Below are 25,142 nucleotides of genomic sequence, written 5' to 3' on the forward strand. Positions count from 1 at the left end.
GCCTACACCGAGATCCTGCCGGATGAGACCAAGGAGTCGGCAGCCGCGTTTGTGGACTCGTGCGCAGGCGTTCTTCGCCGCCGCCGGAATCACCGTGCGCCGTGTACTGACCGACAACGGCTCGTGCTACCGATCGCGGCTGTGGCGCGACACCCTGACCGCCGCCGGAATCGCGCACAAGCGCACCCGCCCGTTCCGGCCGCAGACCAACGGCAAGGTCGAGCGCTACCACCGCACCCTGCTGGACGAATGGGCCTACGCCCGCCCCTACGCCTCCGAGAGCGAACGCCGCGCCGCGCTTGCGCCCTGGCTGCACATGTACAACCATCACCGCGGCCACACCGCACTCGGCGGCCTCCCACCCGCCAGCCGCGTCACCAACCTGTCAGGACAGAACAACTAGCGCGGGGCGGGCGCGCCGCCCGCGGGCTCCTTGGCCTCGGCGCCGTCCACCGCGCCGCCGTTCACCGCGCCGCCGTTCACCGCGCCGTCCTTCACCGCGCCGTCCTTCACAGCGCCATCCTTCACCGCGCCGCCTTTCACTGAGAGCAGGCGGCGCAGCAGTCGCGGGCCGAGCACCGAGACGGCGGCGGCCACCGCGGCCGACCCCAGCACCACCGTCCAGGCGCCCGGGCCGAGCGGCACCGACCCGAAGAAGTGGCTGAGGCCCGGCGTCTCGATGACGACGGCGAGCACCAGCACCGAGGCGGCGCAGGTCGCCAGCACGGCCGGGCTGTGCCGTCCCATCTGCAGCGTCTGCGCCAGCTGGGTGATGACCAGCGCGGCCAGGCCCATGGTGCCGGCGCGGCGGCGCCGCCCGGTGAGCCGGCCGATCTGCCAGGCGAGGATGGACCCGAGCGCGGTGACCAGGCCGCGCGCCGCGATGGCCTCGTACAGCGGGTCGCCGAACGGCCCGCGGCGGGCCGGGCGCTCGCCGTCGCCGTCGGGCGGCGCCAGCGCCACCGCCAGCGCGGGCATCATGTCGGTCAGCATGTTGACCAGCAGCAGCTGGCGGGTGCTGAGCGGGGCGCGCCCGCCGACGGCGGTGCCGTACACGGTGAAGGCGATCTCCCCCGCGTTCCCGCCGACCAGGATGGACACCGCGTTGCGCACGCTCTGCCACAGCATCCGGCCCTCCAGCAGCGCCTCGGTGATGCCGGGCAGGTCGCTGCCGGGCAGGATGAGGTCGGCGGCGGAGCGGGCGGCGGCCGAGTCCCCGGCGCTCAGCCCGATGCCGACGTCGGCGAGCCGGATCGCCGCGGCGTCGTTGGCGCCGTCGCCGGTCATCGCGACCACCCGGCCCGCCCGGCGCAGCGCCTGCACGATGCGGACCTTGTGCTCGGGGCCGACGCGCGCGAACACCGACGTGCGGGCGATGCGGGCGGCGCGGTGCCGGTCGCTGAGCCGGTCCAGCTCGGCGCCGGTGAGCACCCGGTCGGCGTGCGGGACGCCCAGTTCGGCGGCGACGGCCTGGGCGGTGGCGGGGTGGTCGCCGGTGATGACGACGACCCGGATGCCCGCCTCGGTGAGCGTGCGGATCGCGTCGGCGGCGTCGCGGCGCGGCGGGTCGGCGATGCCGACGAACCCGAGCAGGGTGAGCCGCTCCCCGTCGAGCGCGGCCCTGCCCTCGTCCAGCCGGGACGCGTCCGGCCGCGCCTCGGCGACGGCCAGCACCCGCAGGCCGCGTTCGGCCAGGTCCTGCACGACGCCGCGGGCCTTGCCGCGCCGCTCGGCGGTGAGCGCCTCGGTGCCGGCGGCGGACGCGACGCGGTCGCAGCGCTCCATGACGACCTCGGGTGCGCCCTTGACGACGAGGGCGGGCCGGTCGCCGTCCCAGCCGGTGGCGGCGGAGAAGCCGCGGCTGGGCTCGAACGGGGTCTCGTGGACCAGCCGCCAGCCGTCGTCGCCGCCCAGGTGCGCGGCGGCCGCGTCGAGGACGGCGCGGTCGGTGGCGTGGCGCGGCCGCTCCGCGCCCCGTCCCTGCGGGCAGGCGCGCGCGGCAGCGGTCAGCACGCGCCGCCCCAGCGCCGAGTCGAGCTGCGTTTCGCCGTCGGGTCCGCTGACGGTGGTGACGCGCAGCCGCCCCTCGGTCAGCGTCCCGGTCTTGTCGAAGCACAGGGTGTCGACGCGGCCCATGGTGCCGAGCGTGCGGGAGCTGCGCACCAGCACATTGCGGCGCGACAGGCGGCGCGCGGCGGCCAGCTGCGCCACGGTCGCCACCAGCGGCAGCCCCTCGGGGACGGCCGCGACCGAGACCGCCACGCCCGACGACACCGCCTGCCGGACCGACGCGCCGCGCAGCAGCCCGAGCGCGCCGACCAGCGCGCCGCTCAGCCCGGTCACCGGCAGCGCCACCCGGGTCAGCTCGTTGAGCTGCGCCTGCACGCCGCTGGGGGCGGCGCCGCGTCCGGCCAGCGCGGCGGCGCGCCCCGCCTGCGTGGCGGCGCCGGTCGCGACCACGACGGCGTAGGCGCGGCCGGTGAGCACGGTGGTGTCCTGGTAGAGCATGCAGGTGCGGTCGGGGAACTCGGCGCCCGGAACGGCCTCCACCGACTTGGCCACCGGCAGCGACTCGCCGGTCAGGCTGGCCTCGTCGACCTCCAGGTCGTCCGCGGCCAGCAGCCGGGCGTCCGCGGGCACCAGGTCGGACGGGCCGAGCGCGATGACGTCGCCCGGCCGCAGCTCGGCCGCCGGCACGCCGTCGGTCGGCACCGGTTCGCAGCGCCGCACCCGCGGATCGTCCCACGGCCGCCGGCCGCCGTCCGCGCGGACCCGGCGGACGGGGGGACGCTGGTCCAGCAGCAGCTCGCGCAGCGCCCGCTCGGCCCGCGCCCGCTGCACTCCGCTGATGAGCGCGTTGCCGGCCATGACCCCGCCGACCAGCCCCGCGTCCACCCCGGATCCGACGACGGCGGACGCGGCGGCGCCCAGCACCAGCACCGGCGTCAGCGGGTCGCGCAGCTCGTGCCCGACGGCGCGGGCCACATCGGCGAGCATCCCGGCGCGGCGGGCGGCCCCGTCGGGCAGCGGAAGGAAGATCGGCGGGCGCCGCCGCGGCGGCTCCTGCGCGGGCGGGGCGGCGCGCAGTTTGAGGGCCTGTTCGGCGGCGGCCTGCGGGTCCAGCGCGTGCCAGGGGACGCGCGGCAGCGGTTGCGGCGCGGGCCGGGCGGCCAGGCGCCGCGCGGACACCACGCCGCCGAGCAGCGCGATGAGCGCGGCGCTGTGCATCGGGGCGAGGTTGAGCGGCGCGGTGGCGCGGCGTCCGGTGACCACCAGCAGCGCACCCAGCGCCGACCCGCCGGCGGCCAGCCGCACCGCGCGTCCGCTGGCCTCGCGGGCGGCGCGCACGGCGGCCAGCACCCGCCACGCCTGTTCCAGCCCGCCGGTGCAGATCAGGTCCGCGCCCCAGCACACCGGCCCCGGGACCGCCCCGTCGGGGGGCGGCGCGGCCTCGCCGCCGCGCGGGGGCGCCGCCGGTCGCGCGACCACGCCGACGCCGACGTCGGCGGCCAGGGCGGCGTCATCGTCGGCGCCGGTGAGGACGAGCACGCCGTGCCCCTCCTCCTGCAGCCGCCGCACGTGCTCGGCGAGCGGCAGGCGGGGGTCGAGCGCGTCGTCGGCCAGCGGCATCAGCTCGTCGGTCGAGGCGTTCTCCGTCAGCAGCACGCGCACGCCGCCGTCGCGCGCCGCGGTGAGCACCGCCTCGGCCAGGGGGTCCAGGCGGTGGCCGACGACGGCGCCGCCGCGCGCGGTGCCGTCGGCGTCGACGACGCGCACCCGCACGCCCCCGGCGCCGTCGTCGGCGACGCGTTCCAGCCGCAGGCCGTCGTCGCCGGGCCTGCCGTCCAGGCCCGGATCGTGCTGCAGCAGCCGCGCCGCCGTCCGCCACGTCGACGGGTCGTCCGCGGAAAGGATCTCCAGGTCGTCCGCGCACAGCACGGACGCGTCCACCACCACCGCGCTGATCCGGTCGAGCCGCAGGTAGCAGGAGCCGTCCAGCGGGACGACCCCGGCGCGCGACAGCTGCCGGTCGAGCGTCGCGGCGAATCCGGCGCGGCCGAACCGGGCGGCCCGCGGCACGGTCGCCATGACGAGGTCGGCGGCCGTGCCCGGGTCGCGGGTCAGGGCCAGCACGGCCGCGGCCCCGCCCAATGTGGCCAGCGCGGAACGGTCGGCGGCCTTCTCCACCGGTCCGTCCGGCAGCGGGACGGGCCGTTCGGCGCGCAGCGGCGGCTCGTGCGGCACGCCGGCGGCGGACAGCCGGTGGTGCCAGCCGTGCCAGGCGGCGCGCCGCGCGTTGAGTTCGGCGATCAGGACGACGCGGTGCACGACGTCGACGGCCAGTCCGGCCGGCTCCTGGGTGAGCCCGTGCAGGGCGGCGTTGCCGACGGCGAGCACCAGGTCTGCGCCGTGCGGGCCGAGCCGGCGCTCCAGCAGGCGGCGCAGCCTCGGCTGGTGGTCCACCCAGGGCAGCACCATGCGGAACACGCCCGGCAGCCGCGGTGCGCGCGTCAGCCGCCCGGTGGCGGCCAGCGCGAGCGCCGCGCAGTCGGACGCCAGCGCGATCGTCTCGACGGTGACCGGTGCGCGGTCGGCGGGATGGGCGGACAGGGGGAAGGGCTCGTCGGGGAGATCGTGGTCCTTCTCCACGTCGGCGATCACCGCCACCAGCCGCTCCACCGGCAGCGCGTCCTCGTCGAAGGCGCACAGGATCTCGCCGGTGACCGCGTTGACCTGCGCCCAGTCCACGCCCTCCAGCCGCCGCACAGCCGCGCCGACCGCCCGGCGCAGCTCGGCGGCCTCGCGCGCCCGCCCGACGGCGCGACGGTGCAGCTCGATGCAGGCGCGTCCCTCGCTGGCCCACACGCGGCGCCTGCCGTGCGTCCCGACCAGGGCGCCCAGCTCGGCACGCCGCGAGAGGTCGGCGATCCGCGACCATCCGGGCGGGCGGGGCAGCGGCCTGGGCAGCCCGCGCGGCCGGTGCAGCGCGATCAGGCCGGACACCGCGGCGGGCAGCGCCATCGCCGCCGGCAGAACCGGCGGCGCCGGCCGGGGGACGGGCGGGGCGGGCAGCGCCCGCACGGCCCGCCGGGGGACCTGCACGGCCACCTCGGCGGCACCCCACGCCAGCCCGGCCGCACCCCCCGCCGCTTCGGCGGCCCCGGAGGCGACTCCGGGCACCAGGCGCGCCGCGGATCGCAGCAGTCCCATGATCGACTCAGCCCCCCACGCCTGCTGGACGTGACGGTCTGTGCAACTACCCCCGGTACCGGACTCGACACCGGAACGCCGCGACTTTCGTGGCCTCCGGGACCGGCTGCCAGGCGCCCTGCCCTTGAGCAACCCCGCTGTCAGGCCTGGGCGACGGCGCCGCCGGACAGCAGGTCGTCCACGTCGTCGAAGCCCAGTTCGGCCAGCACGGCGCGGGTGTCGGCGCCGGGGGCGGGGGGCGGGCCGCCGATCTCGGGGGCCGTGCGGGAGAAGCGCGGCGCCGGGGCGGGCTGGCGGTGCCCGCCGCGTTCCACGAACACCTCCCGCGCGGTGTTGTACGGGTGCTCGGCGGCCTCGCGCAGCGACAGCACCGGCGCCACGCACCCGTCGCCGGGCAGGAAGATCTCCGCCCACTCGTCGCGGGTCCTGGATTTGAACGCGGCGGCGAACCGCTCCCGCAGCTCCGGCCAGTTCGCGGGGTCGCCCCGGTCGGGCAGGCCGGCGTCGGCCAGGCCGAGGCGCTCCAGGAACTCGGCGTAGAACTGCGGCTCCAGCGCGCCGACCGCGACGTGCTCGCCGTCGGCCGTCTCGTACACGTCGTACCAGGGCGCGCCGGTGTCGAGCAGGTTGACGCCGCGTTCGTCGCGCCACATGCCGCCGGCCAGGAACGAGTGGATGAACGTCGACAGGTGCGAGGTGCCGTCGACGATGGCGGCGTCCACGACCTGGCCGCGGCCGCTGGCGCGCGCCTCCAGCAGCGCCGACAGCACCCCGACGACCAGGTACATGCTGCCGCCCGCGAAATCGCCGAGCAGGTTCATCGGGACCTGCGGCGGGCCGCCGGCGCGGCCGATGGCGTGCAGGGCGCCGGTGACGGCGATGTAGCCGATGTCGTGGCCGGCGCTGCGCGCCAGCGGCCCCTCCTGGCCCCAGCCGGTCATCCGCCCGTACACCAGGGCGGGGTTGCGGGCCAGGCAGGCGTCGGGGCCGATGCCGAGCCGTTCGGTGACGCCGGGCCGGAAGCCCTCGATGAGCACGTCCGACCGCTCGACCATGCGCAGCACGACGTCGCGTCCCCGCTCGTTCTTCAGGTCCACCGCGATCGAGCGCTTGCCGCGGCCGAGGAAGTCGGCGGGCACGGGATCGGTTCCGCGGGTGGCCGAGGAGGCGCGGTCGACGCGGACGACGTCGGCGCCCAGATCGGCCAGCAGCATCGCGGCGAACGGCCCCGGCCCGATGCCGGCCAGTTCGATCACCCGCACGCCCGACAGCGGCCCTTTGCCCATCGACGGCCCCTTTCGCCTCGTTTCGCCTCTCGCCGTCCGCACCCTTCGCGCGGAATGCGGTTCGCCTCCCTAGTCTGCCCCACTCCAGTAAGCGAGTGCTGACCGGGTGCCGGGCGGGTTCAGCGGGCGCGGGCGGTGAGGGTGATGGGGACGCCGGACTGGTGGGCCGAGCGGAGGCTGGAGGCGACCAGCAGGCGGCCCCTGGTGTCGGCCGTGCGCAGGGCCCCCTCGCTCTGGATGTGCGGCACCAGGCCCGGACCGGCCGCGGCGAGGTAGTACCAGCGTCCGGACGGCGCCTGCCACCAGGTGCCGCTGACCGGCCTGGCCACGTCGCAGCTGCCGGTTGCGTGGTGGGCGCCGCGCCGCAGCAGCGTGGCCTCGCCCGCCGGGCCGCCCGTGGTGAAGGACAGGCTCGTGCACACCCATTCGGCGGGGCCTCCGCCGTGGGGCAGGGTGCCCGTCCAGAACCGCCGGGCCGACGCCTCGGTGACCGAGCGTTCCAGGCGGGGCAGCGCGCACGCCACCCGCTCCCACAGCCGCACGCCGTCGGCCGTCAGCGGCGCGGCGGCGCGCGCGCCGGAGGCGGCCTTCGCGCTGCGCGCGTCGGGGGCGGGGCGGCGCGCGTCGGGGGCGGGTTCGGCGGGACGCTGGGTCAGCACGGCGGGCCGGGCGAAGCCGAGGTCGCCCACCGTGCGGGCGCCGTCGGCGCCTTCGAGGCGGAGGAGGGGGCCGCGCCCGCACGGGGTTTTGGGGGCGGGCACCCGTTCGGTCACGCCCGCGTCCACCTCCACCTTGCGGCCGCCGGGCGTCGCGGCGCGGGTGTCCCAGGGTGCGAGCAGGTAGCGGCCGCCGCCCAGCGGCAGCGGGGTCGAGCCGTCGTCGGCGGCGGCGGTGAAAATCTCCACGGGGCGCCCCTGCCCGCTGTAGCGGGCGACGCGGTCGCCGTTGCGCAGCAGTGCGGTGGGGACCCCGTCGACGTGCCCGGCGAACAGGAGCTGGGCGCCGACGTCGCCCCTGCCCGGCGGGCGCGGGGCGGCGGGCGAGCGGGCCCACGCGCGCAGCGCCCGCGTGGTGAAGCCGCGGTCGCCGGCCAGGTCGCCGCGGGCGGGCCAGACGTCCAGGCGGTGCGGGCCGCCGCGCCAGGCGCCGGGCGCGGCGGTGAGCAGGTGCAGCCGGCGGTCGTCGGCCGCCCCCTCGCCGCCCGCCAGCGACCCCTCGTTCTCGGTGATCACCAGGGCTCCGCCGAGCGCGGCGGTGAGCGCCACGGCCGCGGCGACGGGGATGAGCGGGCGGCGGCGGACGGGGTGGTCCATCCCGGGGCCGAAGGCGAACGCGTCCGGCGGCTCCAGGGCCGGCAGCTCGGCGGCGTCGGCGGCGTCGATCACCGGCCAGGGGTCGCGGACGCGCAGCCGCAGCAGCTGGTCGCGCACCGCGTACCGGCGCATGCCCTCGATCCGCCGCAGCACCCAGGCCACCCGCACGGGCGGCTCCAGGTCGGCCAGCGCGGCGGTCAGCGCCGCGTCCGGCAGGCGGGCGGGCAACGCGCGCAGCCACGGGCCCAGGCCGATGCGCAGCCGGCGGGACGGGCGCATGGCCCGGCGCAGCACCCGGGTCCGCTGCCGGGCCAGGTCGCCGCGCGGGCGGCGGGTGACGGCCTCGTCGACGATCCGCCGGGCGACCGCCATCCGGTAGACGCGGCGCGCCCGGCCCGGCTGAACGAAATACGCCAACCGGACAAGATCCCGATAATGCGTTTCCGCCTCGTTTCTCGTCGCCACTTTCTCCGGCATCGCGCCAGCTCCTCAGGCCGCGAGGGATGAATCGTCAGTGCGGACCGAGAGTAGGGAGCGCCGCCGGAAGGCCGTGCGGGTTTGGTGGAACGATTAACTACGACGCCCGACAATTCCCGCAATGTCGCGACAGAATGACGTCCCGCCGATCATGTGCGGCGCACTCTAGGCGCACACTGAAGCCTTCCGTCCCCTTTGCGCGGAGGCCGCCGCGGCCGGTGCACCGGGCCGACGGGGCGAACCCCGCACTCCCCGACGTGTCGCATGTGTGAGCGGAACCGCCGGAACGGAACGAACGCCGGGGCGATCCGGAACGTCCTACCCTGTGGGATCGCCGACGCGAACCGAGATTTCCGAGGTGGACGTGGACGTGGCAAGCGCTGACGCGGGCAGCATCGCCGACCTGTGGGATCGGCTGACCGGGACGCAACCGGACCCTCCGTGGTGGCTGGTGATCCTGGTCGGCCTGCTGGCGCTGGGCGCCGTCCTGCACGGGCCCACCTGGCGGGTGGCGCGCAACGTGGTGACGATCGCGCACGAGGGCGGGCACGCCCTGATCGCGCTGGCCACCGGCCGCAAGCTGGACGGCATCAAGCTGCACTCCGACACCTCGGGCGTGACCGTCTCGCGGGGCAAGCCGCACGGTCCGGGCATGGTGTTCACCGCGATGGCCGGGTACCTCACTCCCCCGCTGCTCGGCCTGCTGTTCGCCCTGCTGCTGGCCGGGGGCCGCGTCACGCTGATGCTGTGGTTCTCCCTGGCGCTGCTGGCCGGGATGCTCGTGATGATCCGCAACGTGTACGGGGTGGTGTCGGTGGTGGCCACCGGCGCGCTCATCTTCGGGGTGTCGTGGTTCGGCGGCGACAAGACCCAGGCGGGGTTCGCCTACCTGGCCGCGTGGTTCCTGCTGTTCGCCGCCATCCGCCCGGTCGTGGAGCTGCAGCGCATGCGCGCCCGCCACATGGCCCCGTCCTCCGACGCCGACCAGCTGGCGCACCTGACGGGCGTCCCCGGGCTGGCCTGGGTGACCCTGTTCGCGGCGGTGTCGCTGGCGTCGCTGCTGGCGGGCGCGACGCTCATGGCGCCCGACGCGTCGTCCCTGCCGGATCTTCCCCTGCTGCCCGGCGTCTGACCAGGGCGGACGCGGCCGGACCGCCGGTGCCCGGGGGCCCCGGCCGGGCGGATGCTCCGGCTCGGGTGTATGTCAGACCCGGTGGATATTTTCGACACGTGAGCGATCGATGGGGCCGGGAGCAGGTGCTCGCCCTCGCGCCCGACGCGGCGTCGGCCAAGGCCGCCGCCGGCGTCGCCAGGCCCGCCAAGTGGAGCGGGACGGGCGCCGACGGCGAGGCGGTCTGGGGCGAGTGCCAGGGCAGCGGCAGGAGCACCTACCGGGCGTGCGTCGATGTGACCGCCCCGGCGTTCCGGTGCACCTGCCCGAGCCGCAAGTTCCCCTGCAAGCACGGGCTGGCGCTGCTGCTGCTGTGGAGCGACGGCGCGGTCGGCGGCGGGGAGCGCCCGCAGTGGGCCGCCGAGTGGATCGAGGGGCGCCGCGCCCGGGCCGGCAAGGCGCGCGAACGCAGGGCCGCCGCCGCGCCCAGGACCAGGGACCCCAAGACCGCCGAGCGGCGCCGCCGGCGGGTCGAGGACGGGCTCGCCGAGCTCGACCGGTGGCTGTGCGACCAGGTCGCCCAGGGGCTCGCGCAGGCCGAGCACGCCCCCTACCGGATGTGGGACGACGTCGCCCGCCGCCTCGTCGACGCCCAGGCCGGCGCGCTGGCCGGGCAGATCAAGGCCCTGGCGGGGCTGCCGCGGCGGCCGGAGTGGCCCGACCGGCTGCTGGAGGAGTACGCGCTGCTGCGGCTGCTGGTGCGGGCCTACCGGCGCGGCGGGGAGCTTCCCGAGGGGCTGCGTGAGACGGTCCGCGCCCGGGTCGGTTTCACCCTGTCGCAGGACGAGGTCGCCGAACGCGGCGAGCGGGTCCGCGACCGGTGGTGCGTGACCGGCGCGCACGACTCCGAGCAGGACCGGCTCACCACGCGGCGGGTGTGGCTGCGGGGCCGCCGCACGGGCCGCCCCGCGCTGGTGCTGTCGTTCGCAGCGCCCGGGCGCCCCCTGGACGCGTCCCTGGTGGTGGGCACGGAGTTCGACGCCGAGCTGGCGTTCTACCCGGGGGCGCAGCCGCTGCGGGCGCTGGTGGGCGAGCGGCACGGCCCGGCCGAGCCCGCGGTGCCGGGCGGCACGACGGTGCGGGGGTTCCTGGACGAGCACGCCGCCGCCCTGGCGCGCGACCCGTGGCTGGACCGCTGGCCGGTGACGCTGGCGGCGGTGCGGCCGGCCCGCTCCGCAGCCGGCGTCCTGCACGTCATCGACGAGGCCGGGGACGCGCTGGCGCTGCGGCCGACCGACCCGTGGCGGCTGCTGGCGGTGTCGGGCGGGCACCCGGTCGTCTTCTCCGGCGAGTGGACGCCGCGCGGGCTGCGCCCCCTGGCGGCCTGGCACGAGGACGAGGGGATGGTGGTGCTGTGAGCACGGCGCCGGGCGGGGTGTGGAACGAGCACGTCACCGCCGCCCTGCTGGGGACGCGGCGCAGGTCCGCCCCGCCCCTGCCGCAGGCGCCCGCCGAGGCCGGCGACGCGGCGGAGCGGCTGCTCGACCAGGCGGCGCTGCTGACGGTGCGGCGGCGGGCGGGCCGGCGTGCGTCCGGGGGCGTGGAGCCGATCGCGCCGGCGCCGGTGGAGGACCTGCCGGTCGTGTCGCCCGCGGCGGCGCGGCGGCTGGAGCTGATCCTTGGCGGCACGCAGATCCGGGTGCTGCCCGAATGGCTGGAGGCGGCCGCGGCGCACGGTCGGCGCGTCCCCGCCCGGTTGCTGCCCGACCTGCTCGAACGCGGCCGCAGCGACCGGATGCTGCGGCCGTACATCGCGCGCGCGGCCGGCCGGCGGGGCGTGTGGCTGGCGCTGCAGAACACCGAGTGGGCGTACCTGGTGGGCGCCGGGGACGACCCGGGCGGCGGCCCCGAGGTGTGGCGGACCGGCACGCGCAACCAGCGCGTCGCCTACCTGACGGCGCTGCGCGGCACCGATCCGGCGGCGGCGCGCGAGGCGCTGCGCGAGACCTGGGGGCGCGAGCCCGCGCCCGACCGGGCGGCGTTCCTGGCGACGTTCGAGCACGGCCTGTCGGCCGACGACGAGCAGTTCCTGGAGTCGGCCCTGGAGGACCGCGGCAAGGACGTCCGGCAGACCGCCGCCGACCTGCTGGCCCGGCTGCCGGGTTCGGCGTACGCGGCGCGCATGGCGGCCCGGGCCCGCGCCTGCGTGCGCGCCGAGGAGCGCACGGTGCAGGGCCGCCGCCGCACCTGGGTGCTGGTGGAGCCGCCGCGCACGCACGACGAGGGCCTGGCCCGCGACGGCGTCCCGTTCCATCCCACCGGGTCGTTCGCGCCGGGCGGCCGGTCCGGCGGGCCGGTCGGCACGCGGTCGGCCTGGCTGCGGGAGATCCTGGCCCGCACGCCCCTGTCGGCGTGGACGGACCTGTTCGGCCTGCCGCCCGGGGAGATCGTCTGCCTGCCGGTGGCCGACGCCGCCGGGCGCGCAGACGCCCGCGCCGCCGACGCCCGGGCCGCCCGCGACATGCACATCGGCTGGGCGCGGGCCGCCCTGCGGCAACGCGACGTCGCGTGGGCGCGCGCGCTGCTCAAGGGCGGCGTCATGGTGGACGAGCCCGAGGCGCTGGCCGACCTGCTGCAGGTGCTGCCCGGCGGCGAACGCGAGCAGGCCGCCGCCGACCTGATCCGCTGGGTGGACGGCGACCCCGACCTGCTGCGCGTCCTGGAGCGCATCCCCGGCCCGTGGACGGGCCGGCTCGCCGACGCCGTGGTGGCCGCGCTGGCGGCCGCCGCCGAACGGCGGGCGCGGTCCCACGAGCACACCCTGACCCAGCTGTGCCGCCTGGCCGACCAGCGCCTCGGCCCGGACGCCGCGCCCCGGCTGGAGGCCGTCGCGGCCCGCCTCGGCACCGCCGCCCCCGGCACCACTGCCCCCGGCACCGCCGCACCCGGCGTCCGCGCGTCGGGGGCGGCCGGTCACGCGCTCGCCGAGCTGATCGAGACCCTGCGTTTCCGCCACGACATGCTGAAGGAGCTGTCCCGTTGACCTCTCCCACCGACTCCACTCCCCCGGGCGGCGTGCTGCGGCCGCACGCCGAGCAGCAGTACGCCGACGAGCTGGCCGGGCTGGCCGAGCACGACGACCGGCCGCGCCCGCCCGGGTGGCGGCTGTCGCCGTGGGCGGTCACCACCTACCTGATGGGCGGCGAGCTGCCCGACGGCACGCGGATCACCCCCAAGTACATCGGGCCGCGGCGGCTGATGGAGGTCGCCGTGGCGACGCTGGCCACCGACCGCGCGCTGCTGCTGCTCGGCGTGCCCGGCACCGCCAAGACCTGGGTGTCGGAGCACCTGGCGGCGGCCGTCAGCGGCGACTCGACCCTGCTGGTGCAGGGGACGGCGGGCACCTCGGAGGAGGCCGTGCGGTACGGGTGGAACTACGCCCGGCTGCTGGCCGAGGGCCCGTCGGAGCGGGCGCTGGTGGAGAGCCCGCTGATGCGGGCGATGCGCACCGGCGCGGTCGCCCGCGTCGAGGAGCTGACCCGCATGCCCGGCGACGTGCAGGACACCCTCATCACGATCCTGTCGGAGAAGACGCTGCCCGTCCCCGAGCTGGGCACCGAGGTGCAGGCCCGCAAGGGCTTCACCGTGATCGCCACCGCCAACGACCGCGACCGCGGCGTCAACGAGCTGTCCAGCGCGCTGCGCCGCCGGTTCAACACGGTGGTGCTGCCGCTGCCCGCCACGGTGGAGGAGGAGGTGGAAATCGTCTCCCGCCGGGTCGCGCAGATCGGCAGGGCGCTGGAGCTGCCGGAGACGCCCGCGGGACTGGAGGAGATCCGCCGGGTGGTGACGGTGTTCCGGGAGCTGCGCGGCGGCCTCACCGACGACGGCCGCACCCGGCTCAAGTCGCCCAGCGGCACGCTGAGCACCGCCGAGGCCATCTCGGTGGTCACCAACGGGCTGGCGTTGGCCGCGCACTTCGGCGACGGCGTGCTGCGCGCCGCGGACGTGGCGGGCGGCATCGTCGGCGCCGTCGTCCAGGACCCGGTGTCCGACCGGGTGGTGTGGCAGGAGTACCTGGAGACGGTCGTCCGCGAACGCCCCGGCTGGCAGGACTTCTACCGCGCCTGCCGGGAGGTGTCTTGACCCCGGCCCCGCCCCGTCCCGCCGCCTCCGCGCCGGCGGCCCCGGGCCCGTCCGCGGCGGGGCGGGCGCGGGTCGAGGTGTTCGGGATCCGGCACCACGGCCCCGGGTCGGCGCGGGCGCTGCGGCGGGCGCTGGAGGAGTACAAACCCGACGCGGTGCTGATCGAAGGGCCCCCGGAGGCCGACGACCTGGTCTCCCTGGCCGCCGACCCGGGCATGGTCCCGCCGGTGGCGCTGCTGGCCTACTCCCCCGGCCGCACCCCGTCCCCCGACGGCGGCGAGGGCGCCGGGCGGCAGGCGGCGTTCTGGCCGTTCGCCGAGTTCAGCCCGGAGTGGCAGGCGCTGCGCCACGCGCTGGACGCGGGCGTCCCCGTCCGGTTCTGCGACCTGCCCGCCGCGCACCAGCTCGTCCGGCAGCACGACCCCGGCGCGCCTCCCGAGGGCGACGGCCCGCAGCCGCCCGCCGGACGGCCCCCGGAGCAGGGCGAGGCGCACGGCATCCGGATGGACCCGCTGGGCTGGCTGGCCAAGACCGCCGGATACGACGACGCCGAACGCTGGTGGGACGACGTGGTGGAGCACCGCCGCGACGGCCCCTCGCCGTTCCCCGCGATCGCCGAGGCCATGACCGAGCTGCGCGCGCGGCTGGCCGAGCTGCCCGAGCCGGAGCGCGGCCCGGACCTGCTGCCGCCCGGCTACCTGCGGCGTGAGGAGCAGCGCGAGGCGTACATGCGCCGCACGCTGCGCCGCGCCCTGAAGGAGGGGTACGAGCGCGTCGCCGTCGTGTGCGGCGCCTGGCACGTGCCGGCGCTGCTGGAGCAGGTCCCGGCGGCGCGCGACGAGCGGACGCTGCGCGGCCTGCCCAAGACCAAGGTCGCGATGACCTGGGTGCCGTGGACGCACGGCAGGCTGGCGGGCGCCTCCGGGTACGGCGCGGGCGTGCGGTCCCCCGGCTGGTACCACCACCTGTTCACGTCCGGCGACCGGCCGGTCGAGCGGTGGCTGACCGAGGCCGCGCGGATGCTGCGCGAGGAGGACCTGCACGTCTCGTCGGCGCACGTCATCGAGGCGGTGCGGCTCGCCGAGGCGCTGGCCGCGCTGCGCGGCCGTCCGCTGGCCGGGCTGGACGAGGTCACCGAGGCGGTCCGGGCCGTCTTGTGCGAGGGCAACGACCTGCCGGTGGAGCTGATCCGGCGCCGGATGACGGTGGGCGAGCGGCTCGGGTCGGTGCCCGAGCGGACGCCGATGGTGCCGCTGCAGCGCGACCTGCAGGCCGAGCAGCGGCGGCTGCGCCTCAAGCCGTCCGCGATCGACCGGGAGTACGACTTCGACCTGCGCAAACCGCTCGACCTGGACCGCAGCCGGCTGCTGCACCGGCTGCGCCTGCTGGACGTCGAGTGGGGCGTGCCGCAGGAGGCGCAGGGCCGGTCCAAGGGGACGTTCCGCGAGAGCTGGACGCTGCTGTGGCGGCCGGAGTTCGACGTGGCGCTGATCGAGGCCAGTGCCTGGGGCACCACCGTGCTGGAGGCGGCGGCCGCGCGGGCGGAGGCGGCGGCCGCCCGGGCCGCGTCGCTGTCGGAGCTGACGTCGCTGGCCGAGCGGTGCCTGCTGGCCGACCTGGGCGACGCGCTGCCGGCCGTCATGCGCGCCCTGGCCGACCGCGCCGCCGTCGACTCCGACGTGGCGCACCTGATGGCGGCGCTGCCCGCCCTGGTGCGCGCGCTGCGGTACGGGGACGTGCGCGGCACCCCCACCGGCCCGCTGCGCACCGTCGTCGACGGCCTGGTGGTGCGCGTCTGCGTGAACCTGCCCCCGGCCGTCACCGGGTTGGACGACGACGCGTCCCGGGAGATGCTCGGGCGCATCGACGCCGTGCACGGGGCGCTGTCCCTCCTCGGCGACGACGGCCACACCGACCGCTGGCTGCGCACCCTGCGCGGCCTGGCCGACCGGGACGGCGACCGCGCGGTGCACGGCCTGCTGGAGGGGCGCCTGGTCCGGCTGCTGCTGGACGCCGGGCGGCTCGACGACGCGCCGGTCCGCATGGCCCGCGCCGTGTCGGCCGGCACCGCGCCCGACCGCGCCGCCGCCTGGGTGGAGGGGTTCCTGGCGGGCGGCGGGCTGCTGCTGGTGCACGACGACGACCTGCTGCGTCTGCTGGACGGCTGGATCGCCGGGCTGCCGGGTGAGGCGTTCACCGCCGTGCTGCCGCTGCTGCGCCGCACGTTCGGCGGGTACGCGGCGGCCGAGCGGCGCGCCATCGGCGAGCGGGTGCGGCGGCTGGGCGGCGCCGCGACCGCCGCGCCGCGCGGCGACCGCGACAGCGAAAACGACGGCGTCGACGCCGGCCGCGCGGCCGCCGCCGCCGCGACGGTCCTGCGCATCCTCGGCTGGGAGGCCCCCGCGTGAACGACGTGACCATTCCCGACGACGAGCGGCTCAGGCGGTGGCGGATGGTGCTGGGCGGCGAGTCCGCCGACGGCACCGGCGTCGCGCTCGAGGGCGCCGACGCGCGCATGGACGCGGCGCTGGAGAAGCTGTACGGCGGCGGGCAGGGCGGCGGGTCCCGGTCGGGCCGCCGCAGCGCCGGCCTGGGCGACTCGGCGCCGACCGTGGCGCGCTGGCTGGGCGACATCCGCGCCTACTTCCCGTCCAGCGTGGTGCAGGTGATGCAGAAGGACGCCATCGAGCGCCTCAACCTGACCCGGCTGCTGCTCGAACCGGAGATGCTGGAGGCCGTCGAGCCCGACGTGCACCTGGTGGGCACGCTGCTGTCGCTCAACAAGGTCATGCCGGACCGGGCCCGCGAGTCGGCCCGCGCCGTGGTCCGCGCGGTCGTGGCGGAGCTGGAGCGGCGGCTGGCCCAGCGCACCCGCTCGGCGGTGTCCGGCGCGCTGGACCGGGCGTCCCGGACGCTGCGGCCGCGCCGTGCGGCCGACATCGACTGGCACCGCACCATCCGCGCCAACCTGCGCAACTACCTGCCCGAGCACGGCACGGTGGTGCCCGAGCGGCTGATCGGCCACGGGCGCCGCGACCAGGCGGTCGAACGGGACGTGGTGCTGTGCGTCGACCAGAGCGGCTCGATGGCGGCGTCGGTGGTGTACGCGGGGGTGTTCGGCGCTGTGCTGGCGTCGATGCGCTCGCTGCGCACCTCGCTGGTGGTGTTCGACACCGCCGTGGTGGACCTGACCGCGCAGCTGCACAACCCGGTGGAGCTGCTGTTCGGCACCCAGCTCGGCGGCGGCACCGACATCAACCGCGCGCTGGCGTACTGCCAGGGCCTGGTCACCCGGCCCCGCGACACGATCCTGGTGCTGATCAGCGACCTGTACGAGGGCGGGGTGCGCGCCGAGATGCTGCAGCGGGCCGCCGCGCTGACCGGGGCGGGCGTCCAGGTGATCGCGCTGCTGGCGCTGTCGGACGAGGGCGCCCCGGCCTACGACCGGGAGAACGCCGCCGCCCTGGCCGCGCTGGGCGTCCCGGCGTTCGCCTGCACGCCCGACCTGTTCCCCGACCTGATGGCCGCCGCCATCCAGCGCCGCGACCTGAAGGAGTGGTCCGAACGCAACCTGGGCTGACCCCGCCCCGGCGGGCGCCGGACCGTAAGTTATATTTGCTCATATGAGCAGCGCTTCAGATGTCCGGGTCGCCGACGTGTGCGCGGTGCGGGTGGTGGACCGGGAGAAGGTCGCCGTGGTCACCGCGGCCCTGCCCGCCGACGACAAGATCACCGAACTGGCGCAGGTGTTCGGGCTGCTGGCGGATCCGGGCCGGCTGCGGATCATCACGGCGCTGCTGGAAGGCGGCGAGATGTGCGTGTGCGACATCGCGGCCGCGTGCGGGCACTCGGAGTCGGCGGTCTCGCACGCGCTGCGGCTGCTGCGCGCCAGCGGGGTGGTGCGGGCCCGCCGGTCCGGGCGCATGGCCTACTACCGGCTGGCCGACTCGCACGTCCGGATGCTGCTCGACCTCGCCCTGGCGCACGTCGGCCACCAGGAGGGCGAGGCATGAGCGCGGAGCGGCAGGAGGCCGCGGGGAAGCGGCGCGCGCGCCGGCGGTTCTTCCTGCCCGGACGCGGGAAGGCCGCCGAGCACGGGCACGGGCACGGCCATGGGCATGGGCACGCGGTGTCGGCGAACGCCGACCGGCGCCACCTGTCGGCGGCGCTGGCCCTGCTGCTGGCGTTCATGGCGGGCGAGGTGGTCGTCGGGCTCGCCGCCCGGTCGCTGGCGCTGATCACCGACGCCGCGCACATGCTGACCGACGCGTTCGCCGTCGCGCTGGCGCTGGTCGCCATGCGGATCGCGGCGCGTCCCCCCAAGGGCGGCTACACCTACGGGCTGCGCCGGGCGGAGATCCTGTCGGCGCAGCTGAACGGGCTGACGCTGATCCTGCTGGCGGCCTTCTTCGTCTACGAGGGGGTCCGCCGGCTGGTGGCGCCGCCCGAGGTGGACGGGAGCCTGGTGCTCTGGACGTCGCTGGCCGGCATCGCGGTGAACCTGGCCGCGACGTGGCTGATCAGCCGGGCCGACCGGCGCAGCCTCAACGTCGAGGGCGCGTTCCAGCACATCCTGAACGACCTGTTCGCGTTCGTGGCCACGGCGGTCGCCGGGCTGGCGGTGTGGGCGGCGGGGTTCACCCGGGCCGACGCGATCGCCTCGCTGGTGGTGGCCGCGCTGATGCTGAAGGCCGGGTACGGGCTGCTGCGCGACGCCGGGCGGGTGCTCATGGAGGCGGCCCCGGCGGGCGTGGACCCCGGCGAGATCGGCACCCGGCTGGCGGGCCGCCCCTGCGTGGAGGAGGTGCACGACCTGCACGTGTGGGAGGTCAGCTCGGGCTACCCGGCGCTGTCGGCGCACGTGCTGGTGGAGCCGCGGGGCGACTGCCACGCGGTGCGCCGCGACCTGCAGGACGTGCTGCGCTCCGCCTACGGCATCACCCACACGACGCTGGAGGTCGATCACGTCACCGACGACTTCCACTGCGAGGATCCGCACGGGCCCCGGCACGTCAACGGCTCGGGCGAACGGCACGACCATCTCGCCGACCCCCGCTGCGGCCACTGACCCGGCGGTGGAATGGCAGTCGCCCCACCGTCGTTCAACGGAACGTAATGGGGCACTCAAGTACGCGCGACGGCCGGGCGGGGGACGACGGGTAGGGTGATCGGGATGGACGGCACACGACCGCGCGCGCCGCGCAGCAAACCGCAGCTGCAGGCGGCGATCCGGAGCGGCGGGCGCGCCGTGCTGGTCGTCAACGCGCGGTCGCGGCGGGGCCGCCGTCTGCTCGACCGCGCCCGGGAGCTGCTGGACGCGGCGGGCATCGAGTTCGTGCGAGAGTTCCCGGTCACCGACCCCGGGCGGTTGGGGGAGATCTTCGCCGACGTGCTCGCCCTGGAGCCGGACCTGGTGGTGGTCGGCGGCGGGGACGGCACGGTCGCCGAGGCCGTCAGCCACCTGGCGCACCGCGACGTCGCGCTGGGCGTGCTGCCGCTGGGCACCACCAACAACTTCGCCCGCAGCCTGGAGCTGCCGCTGAACCTGGCGGACGCGGTGGCGGTGCTGCGCGACGGCAAGGTCGCCGACGTGGACGTGGGCTGGGTGCAGGGCACCCGGCCGGACGGGTCGGGCCCCGAGCCCGACGGCGGCCGCCACATCTTCGCCAACATGGTCAGCCTGGGCCTGTCGGTGCAGATCGCCGAGCACGTGCCGCACGGCCTCAAACGGGTCGCCGGCCGCGCCGCGTACGCGCTGACGGCGGCGTGGCTGCTGCCCCGGCACACCGCGTTCCGGGCGACCATCCGCGCCGGCGACCGCGTCGAGGAGGTCGTCACCCACCAGCTGAACGTGGCCAACGGCGCCCACCACAGCGGCCGGCGCATCGCCCGCGACGCCAGCCCCGACGACCGGCTGCTGGCGGTGTACCGGCTGGGCGACGAGCGGCGGCTGCGGCTGGCGTCGGCGACCGCGCGGCACCAGCTCACCGGCCCGCGGCGGTCGCTGCGCGAGGACGCCTTCCTCACCACCGACGAGGTGCACATCGCCACCGACCTGCCGATGCCGGTCGATGTGGACGGCGAGGTCCGCGGCCGGACCCCGGTGACGGTGCGGCTGCTCGGCAACGCCCTGCGGGTGATCGTCCCGCAGTCCTTCGTCGACACCTGAGCGGCCCCTCCCCCGGGCCGCGCCCGCCGCGAATCCGGGCGGCCCCGCCGGTTCGGCGGGGCGCCGAAGAGGGGAGGCATAGCCGCATGGGAACCGACATGCTCAGCGACCTGAACCCGTTCGACCTTTTCGACCGCGAAGCCCGGCGGCTGGACGCCTACTTCGCCGAGCTCGGCGCCGCCGACTGGGACCGCCCCTCCAGGTGCAAGGGATGGACGGTGCGGGACGTCCTGGCGCACCTGGCCGGGGAGGAGCTGTACAACCACGCCTGCCTGGACGACGAGCTGGACGTGCTGTTCAACCGCCTGGACAAGGAGGGTGTCGAGGGGCTGGCCGGCTTCAACCAGTGGTGCGTGGACACCCGCCGCGGCCTGCCGGTGGCGGGGGTGCTGGCCGAATGGCGCCGCCAGAACGGCGACACGCGGCGCCGCATGCGCGAACGCGGCGCCGACGCGATGCTGCCGACCATGGCCGGTCCGTACCCGGTGGGCCTGCAGACCTTCCACTACGCCTCGGAGTACGCCACGCACGCCGACGACGTCGGCGCGCCCGTCGCGGACGGCGAGGAGCCCGAGCGGTCGCGGTGGCGGGCCCGGGTGGGCCGGTTCGTGCTGGCGGAGCAGGGCTCGCCCGTGCAGGTCGAGGAGGTGCCCGGCGGTGTCCGGGTGCGGCTGGACGGCGAGGCCGGCGGCACGGCCGCCAAGGAGGCCGAGCTGTCCACGTCCGACTTCGTCGAGGCCACCGTCAACAGGCTGCCGGACGACCACCCGCTGGACGCGCAGCTGCGCGCGGCCCTGGTCTGCCTGGCCTGACCCGGCCCGGGTCCGCGCCGGGCCACCGGCTGAGGCCCCGGGCCCGGGGCCTCAGCCGCCGACGAGCGGCACCAGCTTGATGAACACCACCTCGGGGTCGCCGCCGAGGTCGACGACCTCGTCCAGGTCCTCGACCTGCCGGTCGCCGACGAGCACGAAGAAGCCGTTGGACAGGAACGCCCGCTCGGCGATGTCGGCCTGCCGCTCCCAGTCGACGTGGCGCGCCTTCCGCGGCCGGCCCCCGTCCGGCTCGGTCTCGTCCGGCTCGGTCTCGTCCGGCCCGGTCTCGGCGGGCTGCACCAGCCCGGTGAAGCGGCGGTCGGGCCGGGCGTTGTGGCGGGCCACCTCCTCGCGCACCCGCAGCCGGATCAGCTCCCGGACGGTCATCGTCGCGGGCAGCCCGGCGACGGAGAACGCGTCGAGCCCCCCGCCGGCGGCGGTCTCGTCGCGGAACGTCACGGCGGCCATGGTCATCCCCTCCGGATCTGCCGCATGATCGACGGGTCGGTGATCGCGGTGTCGGCGGCCAGCAGGAACGCCTTGGACAGGATCAGCGCCAGCCGGTCGTCCTCGAACGGCAGGAAGACCGTCCCGACGCGCGAACGCCCCGGGACGATGCACAGATACTGGTCGTCCGGCTCCATCAGGATGTTCGCCGACCCCAAATGGATCTTGTAGGTGCGCAGGTCACCGCGGACGACGAGGAAACGCCCGTCCAGCGCGCACCGGTCGGCGATCTTCGTGCGGGGCAGGATCCGGGCCAGCGCGTCCCGCCGCGTCTCGGCGCTCGCCGTCAACTCCCCGAAGCCCGCCTGCCGCCAGTAGCCGGCGAACCGGTCCTCCCCGCGGTCGATCCAGTCGGGGTCGGCGGCCACCGACGTCACCGACACGAACAGGTCCACATCCCGCATCGCCTCGCTGAACACCGCCGGCGGCACCTCGGCCAGCGGCACCTCGCGCCAGTCTCCGTCGCGGTGGCGGGCGATGCGCACCTGGTCGGTGGACGCCAGTTCCTCGCCGCCCTCCCCGTCGTGCAGGTAGGCGTGGAAGAAGCGGGCCTGCCACCGACCGCCCGCGAGGACGCGTTCGGCCCTGTCCTCGTCGCCGCCGTCCCAGGGGCCGAGCAGGCCGCTGGACCAGCCGCGCGAGCGCAGCAGCGCGAACAGCCGCCGGTAGCGGACGATGTGCCCGGCGAAGCGGTTGGAGTAGACGCCCGTCTCCTCCTCCGCCGGGGTCAGCCGGTAGATCTCGCGCCACGCCTGCCGGAACGGCTGGCGGATCCGGCGTTCGGCGAGCAGGTCGCGCCAGGCGCGGATCTCCTCCGCGGTGGCGTGGACCGGGTGCCACAGCCGGACGGGGGTGTCGTCGTCCACACCGTCCAGCGGCCTGCCGTCGACGCCGTGCAGGACGGCACCGCCGTCGGCGGGCAGGGCGGCGCGGCCGCCGACGTCCCAGATGAGGCGGCCGACGAGCGTCCCGGTGAGCGGGTGCGCGGCCAGTTCGGCCCGCCAGGCGCGGTACGGCCGGGCCGCCTCCACCGTGAAGCCGCCCTCCAGGGCGCGGGCGACCGTGGCGAGCTGCGCGCGGACCCGCTTGACCAGCTCGCGCAGCTCCTTGAGCTCGTCGCCGTGGTCGCGGCGGACCGCGGCGGGCACGCCGCGCAGCCGCCTGCCGTCCGCCGCCCGCCACCGCAGTTCCACGTCGTCGCCGACGACGATCTCGGCCTGGTGGCCGCCCAGGTCGCGGCGCAGGACACCGCCCGGCGCGAAGCCCGGCGCGGGCAGGCGCAGCGCGACGTCGACGCGTTCGGCCAGCGCCGTGTCGACCTTCCTCAGCATCTTGGCGAGCTGCTTGGGCACCGCCTTGTTGCGGGCGATGGCGCGGGCCTCGCGCAGGGTGGCGGCCAGCTCGGGGGTGGGGAAGTCCTGCGCGGCCCGAGCCAGCTCGTACAGCAGCGCCTGGGACGGCAGCGTCCGGGCCCCGGTGGGCGCGACGGCGACGCCGCGCACCAGCCGGTCGAGCAGACCGGGCAGCCACGGCTCGTCGTTCATCAGCGCGACCCTGGCGGCGCGGCCGAGCACCGCGACCTCGTCCTTGGTGAACGCCCGGTCGGCCCGGTACGGGATCTCGCCCGCCTGGATGGCCGCGACGCGGGCGTCCGCGGCCTTGAGGGCGGATCGGGCGAAGTCGGCGTAGCCGTACCCGGCCAGGCGCTGCCACCGGTCGGGCGGCGGCGCGGGTTCGGCTCCGGCGGAGAAGCGGTGCTCGTCGGCCAGGCCGGCCAGCAGCGCGTGCCCGGCCGCGTCCCAGCCGCTCAACAGCGCCAGCTCGTCCCGCGCGATCGGGCCGCGTTCGGCGGCGAGCCGGGCGGCGACCCGGTCGTACAGGTCGGGGCCGGCGATGCGGGCCAGCGCGAGCGCGGAGAAGGGGACGCCCCGGAACGGGACGCCCGCGTACAGGCCGTCCCGCGAGTCGTCGAGGACGAACTCGACCAGCGCGCGGGCCGGTTCCTCCAGGCCGCCGGGCGGCGGGCTCTCGCACCACAGCAGCGCTCCCGCCGCCAGCGCCAGGTCCGCCCACTCCCCGCCGTCGCCGATCGTACGGGCCTGAGACTCCAGGACCTCGCGGGCAGACGCGGGGGTGTGGCGGTCGCGCCGCTCGGCCGCAGGGGCGGTCACGGGGTCGCCGTCCGAATCTGCCGCATGATCGACGGGTCGGTGATCGCGGTGTCGGCGGCCAGCAGGAACGCCTTGGACAGGATCAGCGCCAGCCGGTCGTCCTCGAACGGCAGGAAGACCGTGCGGCGGCTGCGCGTGCGCGCCGGGACGATGCACAGGTACTGGTCGTCCGGCTCCATCAGGATGTTCGCCGACCCCAGGTGGATCTTGTAAGTGCGCAGGTCGCCGCGCACGACCAGGAACCGCCCGTCCAGCGCGCACCGGTCGGCGATCTTCGTGCGGGGCAGGATCCGGGCCAGCGCGTCCCGCCGCGTCTCGGCGCTCGCCGTCAGCTCCCCGAAGCCCGCCTGCCGCCAGTAGCCGGCGAACCGGTCCTCCCCGCGGTCGATCCAGTCGGGGTCGGCGGCCACCGACGTCACCGAGACGAACAGGTCCACATCCCGCATCGCCTCGCTGAACACCGCAGGCGGCACCTCGGCCAGCGGCACCTCGCGCCAGGCGCGGCCGGCGCGCCGGTCGAAGCGGACCTGGTCGGTGGAGGCGTACTCGGGCGCTCCGGCGCTCTGCGACTCGACCGCCTCGTGGAAGAAGCGGACGCGCCACTCCCCCTCGGCCAGGACCCACTTGGCCTCCCCGGCGTAGCCGTTGTAGTAGGGGCCGAGGTAGTTCGCCGTCCAGCCGCGCTGCTTGAACAGCGCGTACAGCTGGTCGTAGCGCACGATGTGGGCGGCGAAGCGGTTGGAGTAGACGCCCGTCTCCTCCTCGGCCGGGGTGAGCCGGTAGGTCTCGCGGAACGCCTGCTTGAACGGCTGGACCATCCGGTTGTCGGTGACGAACGCCCGCCAGGCCCGCACCTGGGCGGCGGGGGCGCGCAGCGGATGCCACAGCCGCACGCCGGCCGCTTCGCCCGGTTCGGGCAGCGCGTGCCCGTCGGCGGTGACCAGCGCGGAACCGGCGGGCGCGGCGGCCGTCCAGGTGCCGTCGGGGTGCTGGAACTCCCAGATCAGGCCGGACGTGACCGCGCCGGTGATCGGGTGGTCGCGGTAGTGGCGGCACCACTCCCCGTAGGTCCAGGTCGCCTCGGCCGACATGAGGGCCTCGATGCGGGCGCGTTCGGACGCCAGGGTGCCGCGCACCTGCTTGGCCAGGTCCTTCAGCTTGTCGATCTCGTCGGCGAACGGCTCTTTGAGCGCGGCCGGAACGGTGCGCAGCGCCCGCCCGGCCGCGTCGACGAAGGTCAGGCGCACGGTGCGGGGGTCCTCGACGGCGACGACGCCCCGATGGCCGCCGAGTTCCCGGGCCGCCGAGCCGTCCGCGCCGAGCCCGTGGTCGGGCACGGTGCGTTCGGTGAGCTGCCGGGGAGTCAGGCCCTGCCGTTCGGCGGCCGCCCGCACGGCGTTGGCGACCTGCTTGCGGCCGCCCGGGTAGCCGACCTGCTCGGCGAGGGCGCGCAGCGTGCTCATCACCTCGGGGTGGTCGCAGGCGCCGAGCGCGTTGACGGTGGCGTTGGCGAGCTTCTCGTCGGCGAAGTACTCGCGGCTGAGCCAGGCCGCGTGCCGGAAGACCGCGACCAGCTCGGTGAACGCCGCCGGGTCGCCGGACAGGGCGGCGGCCCAGACGTAGCCGCGCGCCTCGCGGTCGGCGACCAGTGTCTTGAGGTCGGGCGGCCCCCACTCGCACGGGGCCGCGCGGTCGCCCCGGGCGTACCCGCGGACGGTGGCCAGCACGTGCTCGCGGACCCCCGGCCGCTCCAGCAGTTCCAGCGTGCGGCGCCGCCACTTCTTGGTGGGGCGGACGGCCTGCATCTCGGCCATGTGGGCGTCGACGGCTTCGACGTCGGCGGGCGCGGGCGCGCCCGCCGGGGAGGCGTCCTCGTTCGGCATGGGGCCGATCATGGCAGGCGGCGGCGACACTTTGTGGGCCTGGTCAGCTGACCGAT

16 protein-coding genes and 1 pseudogene are annotated in these 25,142 nt (G+C 76.5%); 11 read left to right on the top strand and 6 right to left on the bottom strand.

All coding sequences use genetic code 11. The annotated features are described in order from the left end of the window. Positions 1 to 403, top strand: a pseudogene (locus QSK22_RS12995) (integrase core domain-containing protein); the annotation flags it as partial. Here QSK22_RS12995 and QSK22_RS13000 read toward each other — a convergent pair. From QSK22_RS13000 to QSK22_RS13010, 3 genes are all read right to left on the bottom strand, one after another. Further along, a complete protein-coding gene (locus tag QSK22_RS13000) occupies positions 400 to 5,211 on the bottom strand; it encodes an HAD-IC family P-type ATPase (protein ID WP_285494365.1) in 4,812 nt (1,603 codons plus the stop codon). The pseudogene QSK22_RS12995 and the gene QSK22_RS13000 overlap by 4 nt on opposite strands. 140 nt (positions 5,212 to 5,351) lie before the next feature. Continuing rightward, positions 5,352 to 6,497, bottom strand: a complete 1,146-nt coding sequence (locus tag QSK22_RS13005) for a CaiB/BaiF CoA transferase family protein (RefSeq protein WP_285494366.1) — start codon at positions 6,495 to 6,497, stop codon at positions 5,352 to 5,354. 119 nt (positions 6,498 to 6,616) lie between these two features. Beyond that, positions 6,617 to 8,227 carry a hypothetical protein gene (locus tag QSK22_RS13010; protein WP_285494368.1) on the bottom strand — a complete coding sequence of 537 codons (1,611 nt, stop codon included), beginning with the start codon at positions 8,225 to 8,227 and terminating at the stop codon, positions 6,617 to 6,619. Between the two features lie 430 nt (positions 8,228 to 8,657). Between QSK22_RS13010 and QSK22_RS13015 the strand changes: the two genes are divergently transcribed. The 10 genes from QSK22_RS13015 to QSK22_RS13060 all read left to right on the top strand — a co-directional run bounded on the left by QSK22_RS13015 (position 8,658) and on the right by QSK22_RS13060 (position 20,525). Next, entirely contained in the window at positions 8,658 to 9,419 is a 762-nt protein-coding gene (locus QSK22_RS13015; protein WP_285494369.1) for a M50 family metallopeptidase, read from the top strand. A gap of 98 nt (positions 9,420 to 9,517) precedes the next feature. After that, positions 9,518 to 10,816: an SWIM zinc finger family protein gene (locus QSK22_RS13020; protein WP_285494370.1), complete on the top strand. Its 1,299-nt coding sequence runs from the start codon at positions 9,518 to 9,520 to the stop codon at positions 10,814 to 10,816. Further along, entirely contained in the window at positions 10,813 to 12,441 is a 1,629-nt protein-coding gene (locus QSK22_RS13025) for a DUF5691 domain-containing protein (protein WP_285494371.1), read from the top strand. Before QSK22_RS13020 ends, QSK22_RS13025 begins: the two co-directional genes overlap by 4 nt. Continuing rightward, positions 12,438 to 13,544 carry an ATP-binding protein gene (locus QSK22_RS13030; RefSeq protein ID WP_285494372.1) on the top strand — a complete coding sequence of 369 codons (1,107 nt, stop codon included), beginning with the start codon at positions 12,438 to 12,440 and terminating at the stop codon, positions 13,542 to 13,544. The genes QSK22_RS13025 and QSK22_RS13030 overlap by 4 nt, the downstream gene beginning before the upstream one ends. Next, positions 13,541 to 15,952, top strand: coding sequence for a DUF5682 family protein (locus QSK22_RS13035; protein WP_502872306.1), 2,412 nt, complete (start codon positions 13,541 to 13,543; stop codon positions 15,950 to 15,952). The genes QSK22_RS13030 and QSK22_RS13035 overlap by 4 nt, the downstream gene beginning before the upstream one ends. A gap of 44 nt (positions 15,953 to 15,996) precedes the next feature. Further along, positions 15,997 to 17,124: a VWA domain-containing protein gene (locus tag QSK22_RS13040; RefSeq protein WP_285494637.1), complete on the top strand. Its 1,128-nt coding sequence runs from the start codon at positions 15,997 to 15,999 to the stop codon at positions 17,122 to 17,124. A gap of 43 nt (positions 17,125 to 17,167) precedes the next feature. Then, complete coding sequence (locus QSK22_RS13045) at positions 17,168 to 17,557, top strand: ArsR/SmtB family transcription factor (RefSeq protein ID WP_285494373.1); 390 nt, start codon at positions 17,168 to 17,170, stop codon at positions 17,555 to 17,557. Further along, positions 17,554 to 18,612: a cation diffusion facilitator family transporter gene (locus QSK22_RS13050; protein WP_285494374.1), complete on the top strand. Its 1,059-nt coding sequence runs from the start codon at positions 17,554 to 17,556 to the stop codon at positions 18,610 to 18,612. The genes QSK22_RS13045 and QSK22_RS13050 overlap by 4 nt, the downstream gene beginning before the upstream one ends. A gap of 105 nt (positions 18,613 to 18,717) precedes the next feature. Next, a complete protein-coding gene (locus QSK22_RS13055) occupies positions 18,718 to 19,713 on the top strand; it encodes a diacylglycerol/lipid kinase family protein (protein ID WP_285494375.1) in 996 nt (331 codons plus the stop codon). Positions 19,714 to 19,799: 86 nt separating this feature from the next. Continuing rightward, positions 19,800 to 20,525 (top strand): maleylpyruvate isomerase family mycothiol-dependent enzyme, encoded by a 726-nt coding sequence (locus QSK22_RS13060; protein WP_285494376.1) that lies wholly within the window; start codon positions 19,800 to 19,802, stop codon positions 20,523 to 20,525. Positions 20,526 to 20,576: 51 nt separating this feature from the next. On the opposite strand, the gene QSK22_RS13065 is transcribed toward QSK22_RS13060, so the two are convergent. From QSK22_RS13065 to QSK22_RS13075, 3 genes are read right to left on the bottom strand one after another with little or no spacing between them, the layout of a single operon-like run. Beyond that, positions 20,577 to 20,993, bottom strand: a complete 417-nt coding sequence (locus QSK22_RS13065) for a hypothetical protein (protein WP_285494377.1) — start codon at positions 20,991 to 20,993, stop codon at positions 20,577 to 20,579. Positions 20,994 to 20,995: 2 nt separating this feature from the next. Further along, complete coding sequence (locus QSK22_RS13070; protein ID WP_285494378.1) at positions 20,996 to 23,203, bottom strand: DUF4132 domain-containing protein; 2,208 nt, start codon at positions 23,201 to 23,203, stop codon at positions 20,996 to 20,998. Continuing rightward, positions 23,200 to 25,086 (bottom strand): DUF4132 domain-containing protein, encoded by a 1,887-nt coding sequence (locus tag QSK22_RS13075; RefSeq protein WP_285494379.1) that lies wholly within the window; start codon positions 25,084 to 25,086, stop codon positions 23,200 to 23,202. The genes QSK22_RS13070 and QSK22_RS13075 overlap by 4 nt, the downstream gene beginning before the upstream one ends. Between the last annotated feature and the right edge of the window lie 56 nt (positions 25,087 to 25,142).

The sequence above is a fragment of the Actinomadura sp. NBRC 104425 genome (assembly GCF_030269545.1).
In the GTDB taxonomy this organism is placed as follows: Bacteria; Actinomycetota; Actinomycetes; order Streptosporangiales; family Streptosporangiaceae; genus Spirillospora; species Spirillospora keratinilytica.

Bases quoted from the DNA above. Each gene is read 5' to 3' on its own strand.
- QSK22_RS13000 (WP_285494365.1), bottom strand. From the start codon at position 5,211: ATGGGACTGCTGCGATCCGCGGCGCGCCTGGTGCCCGGAGTCGCCTCC.
- QSK22_RS13005 (WP_285494366.1), bottom strand. From the start codon at position 6,497: ATGGGCAAAGGGCCGCTGTCGGGCGTGCGGGTGATCGAACTGGCCGGC.
- QSK22_RS13040 (WP_285494637.1), top strand. From the start codon at position 15,997: ATGGTGCTGGGCGGCGAGTCCGCCGACGGCACCGGCGTCGCGCTCGAG.
- QSK22_RS13045 (WP_285494373.1), top strand. From the start codon at position 17,168: ATGAGCAGCGCTTCAGATGTCCGGGTCGCCGACGTGTGCGCGGTGCGG.
- QSK22_RS13050 (WP_285494374.1), top strand. From the start codon at position 17,554: ATGAGCGCGGAGCGGCAGGAGGCCGCGGGGAAGCGGCGCGCGCGCCGG.
- QSK22_RS13055 (WP_285494375.1), top strand. From the start codon at position 18,718: ATGGACGGCACACGACCGCGCGCGCCGCGCAGCAAACCGCAGCTGCAG.
- QSK22_RS13060 (WP_285494376.1), top strand. From the start codon at position 19,800: ATGGGAACCGACATGCTCAGCGACCTGAACCCGTTCGACCTTTTCGAC.
- QSK22_RS13065 (WP_285494377.1), bottom strand. From the start codon at position 20,993: ATGGCCGCCGTGACGTTCCGCGACGAGACCGCCGCCGGCGGGGGGCTC.
- QSK22_RS13075 (WP_285494379.1), bottom strand. From the start codon at position 25,086: ATGCCGAACGAGGACGCCTCCCCGGCGGGCGCGCCCGCGCCCGCCGAC.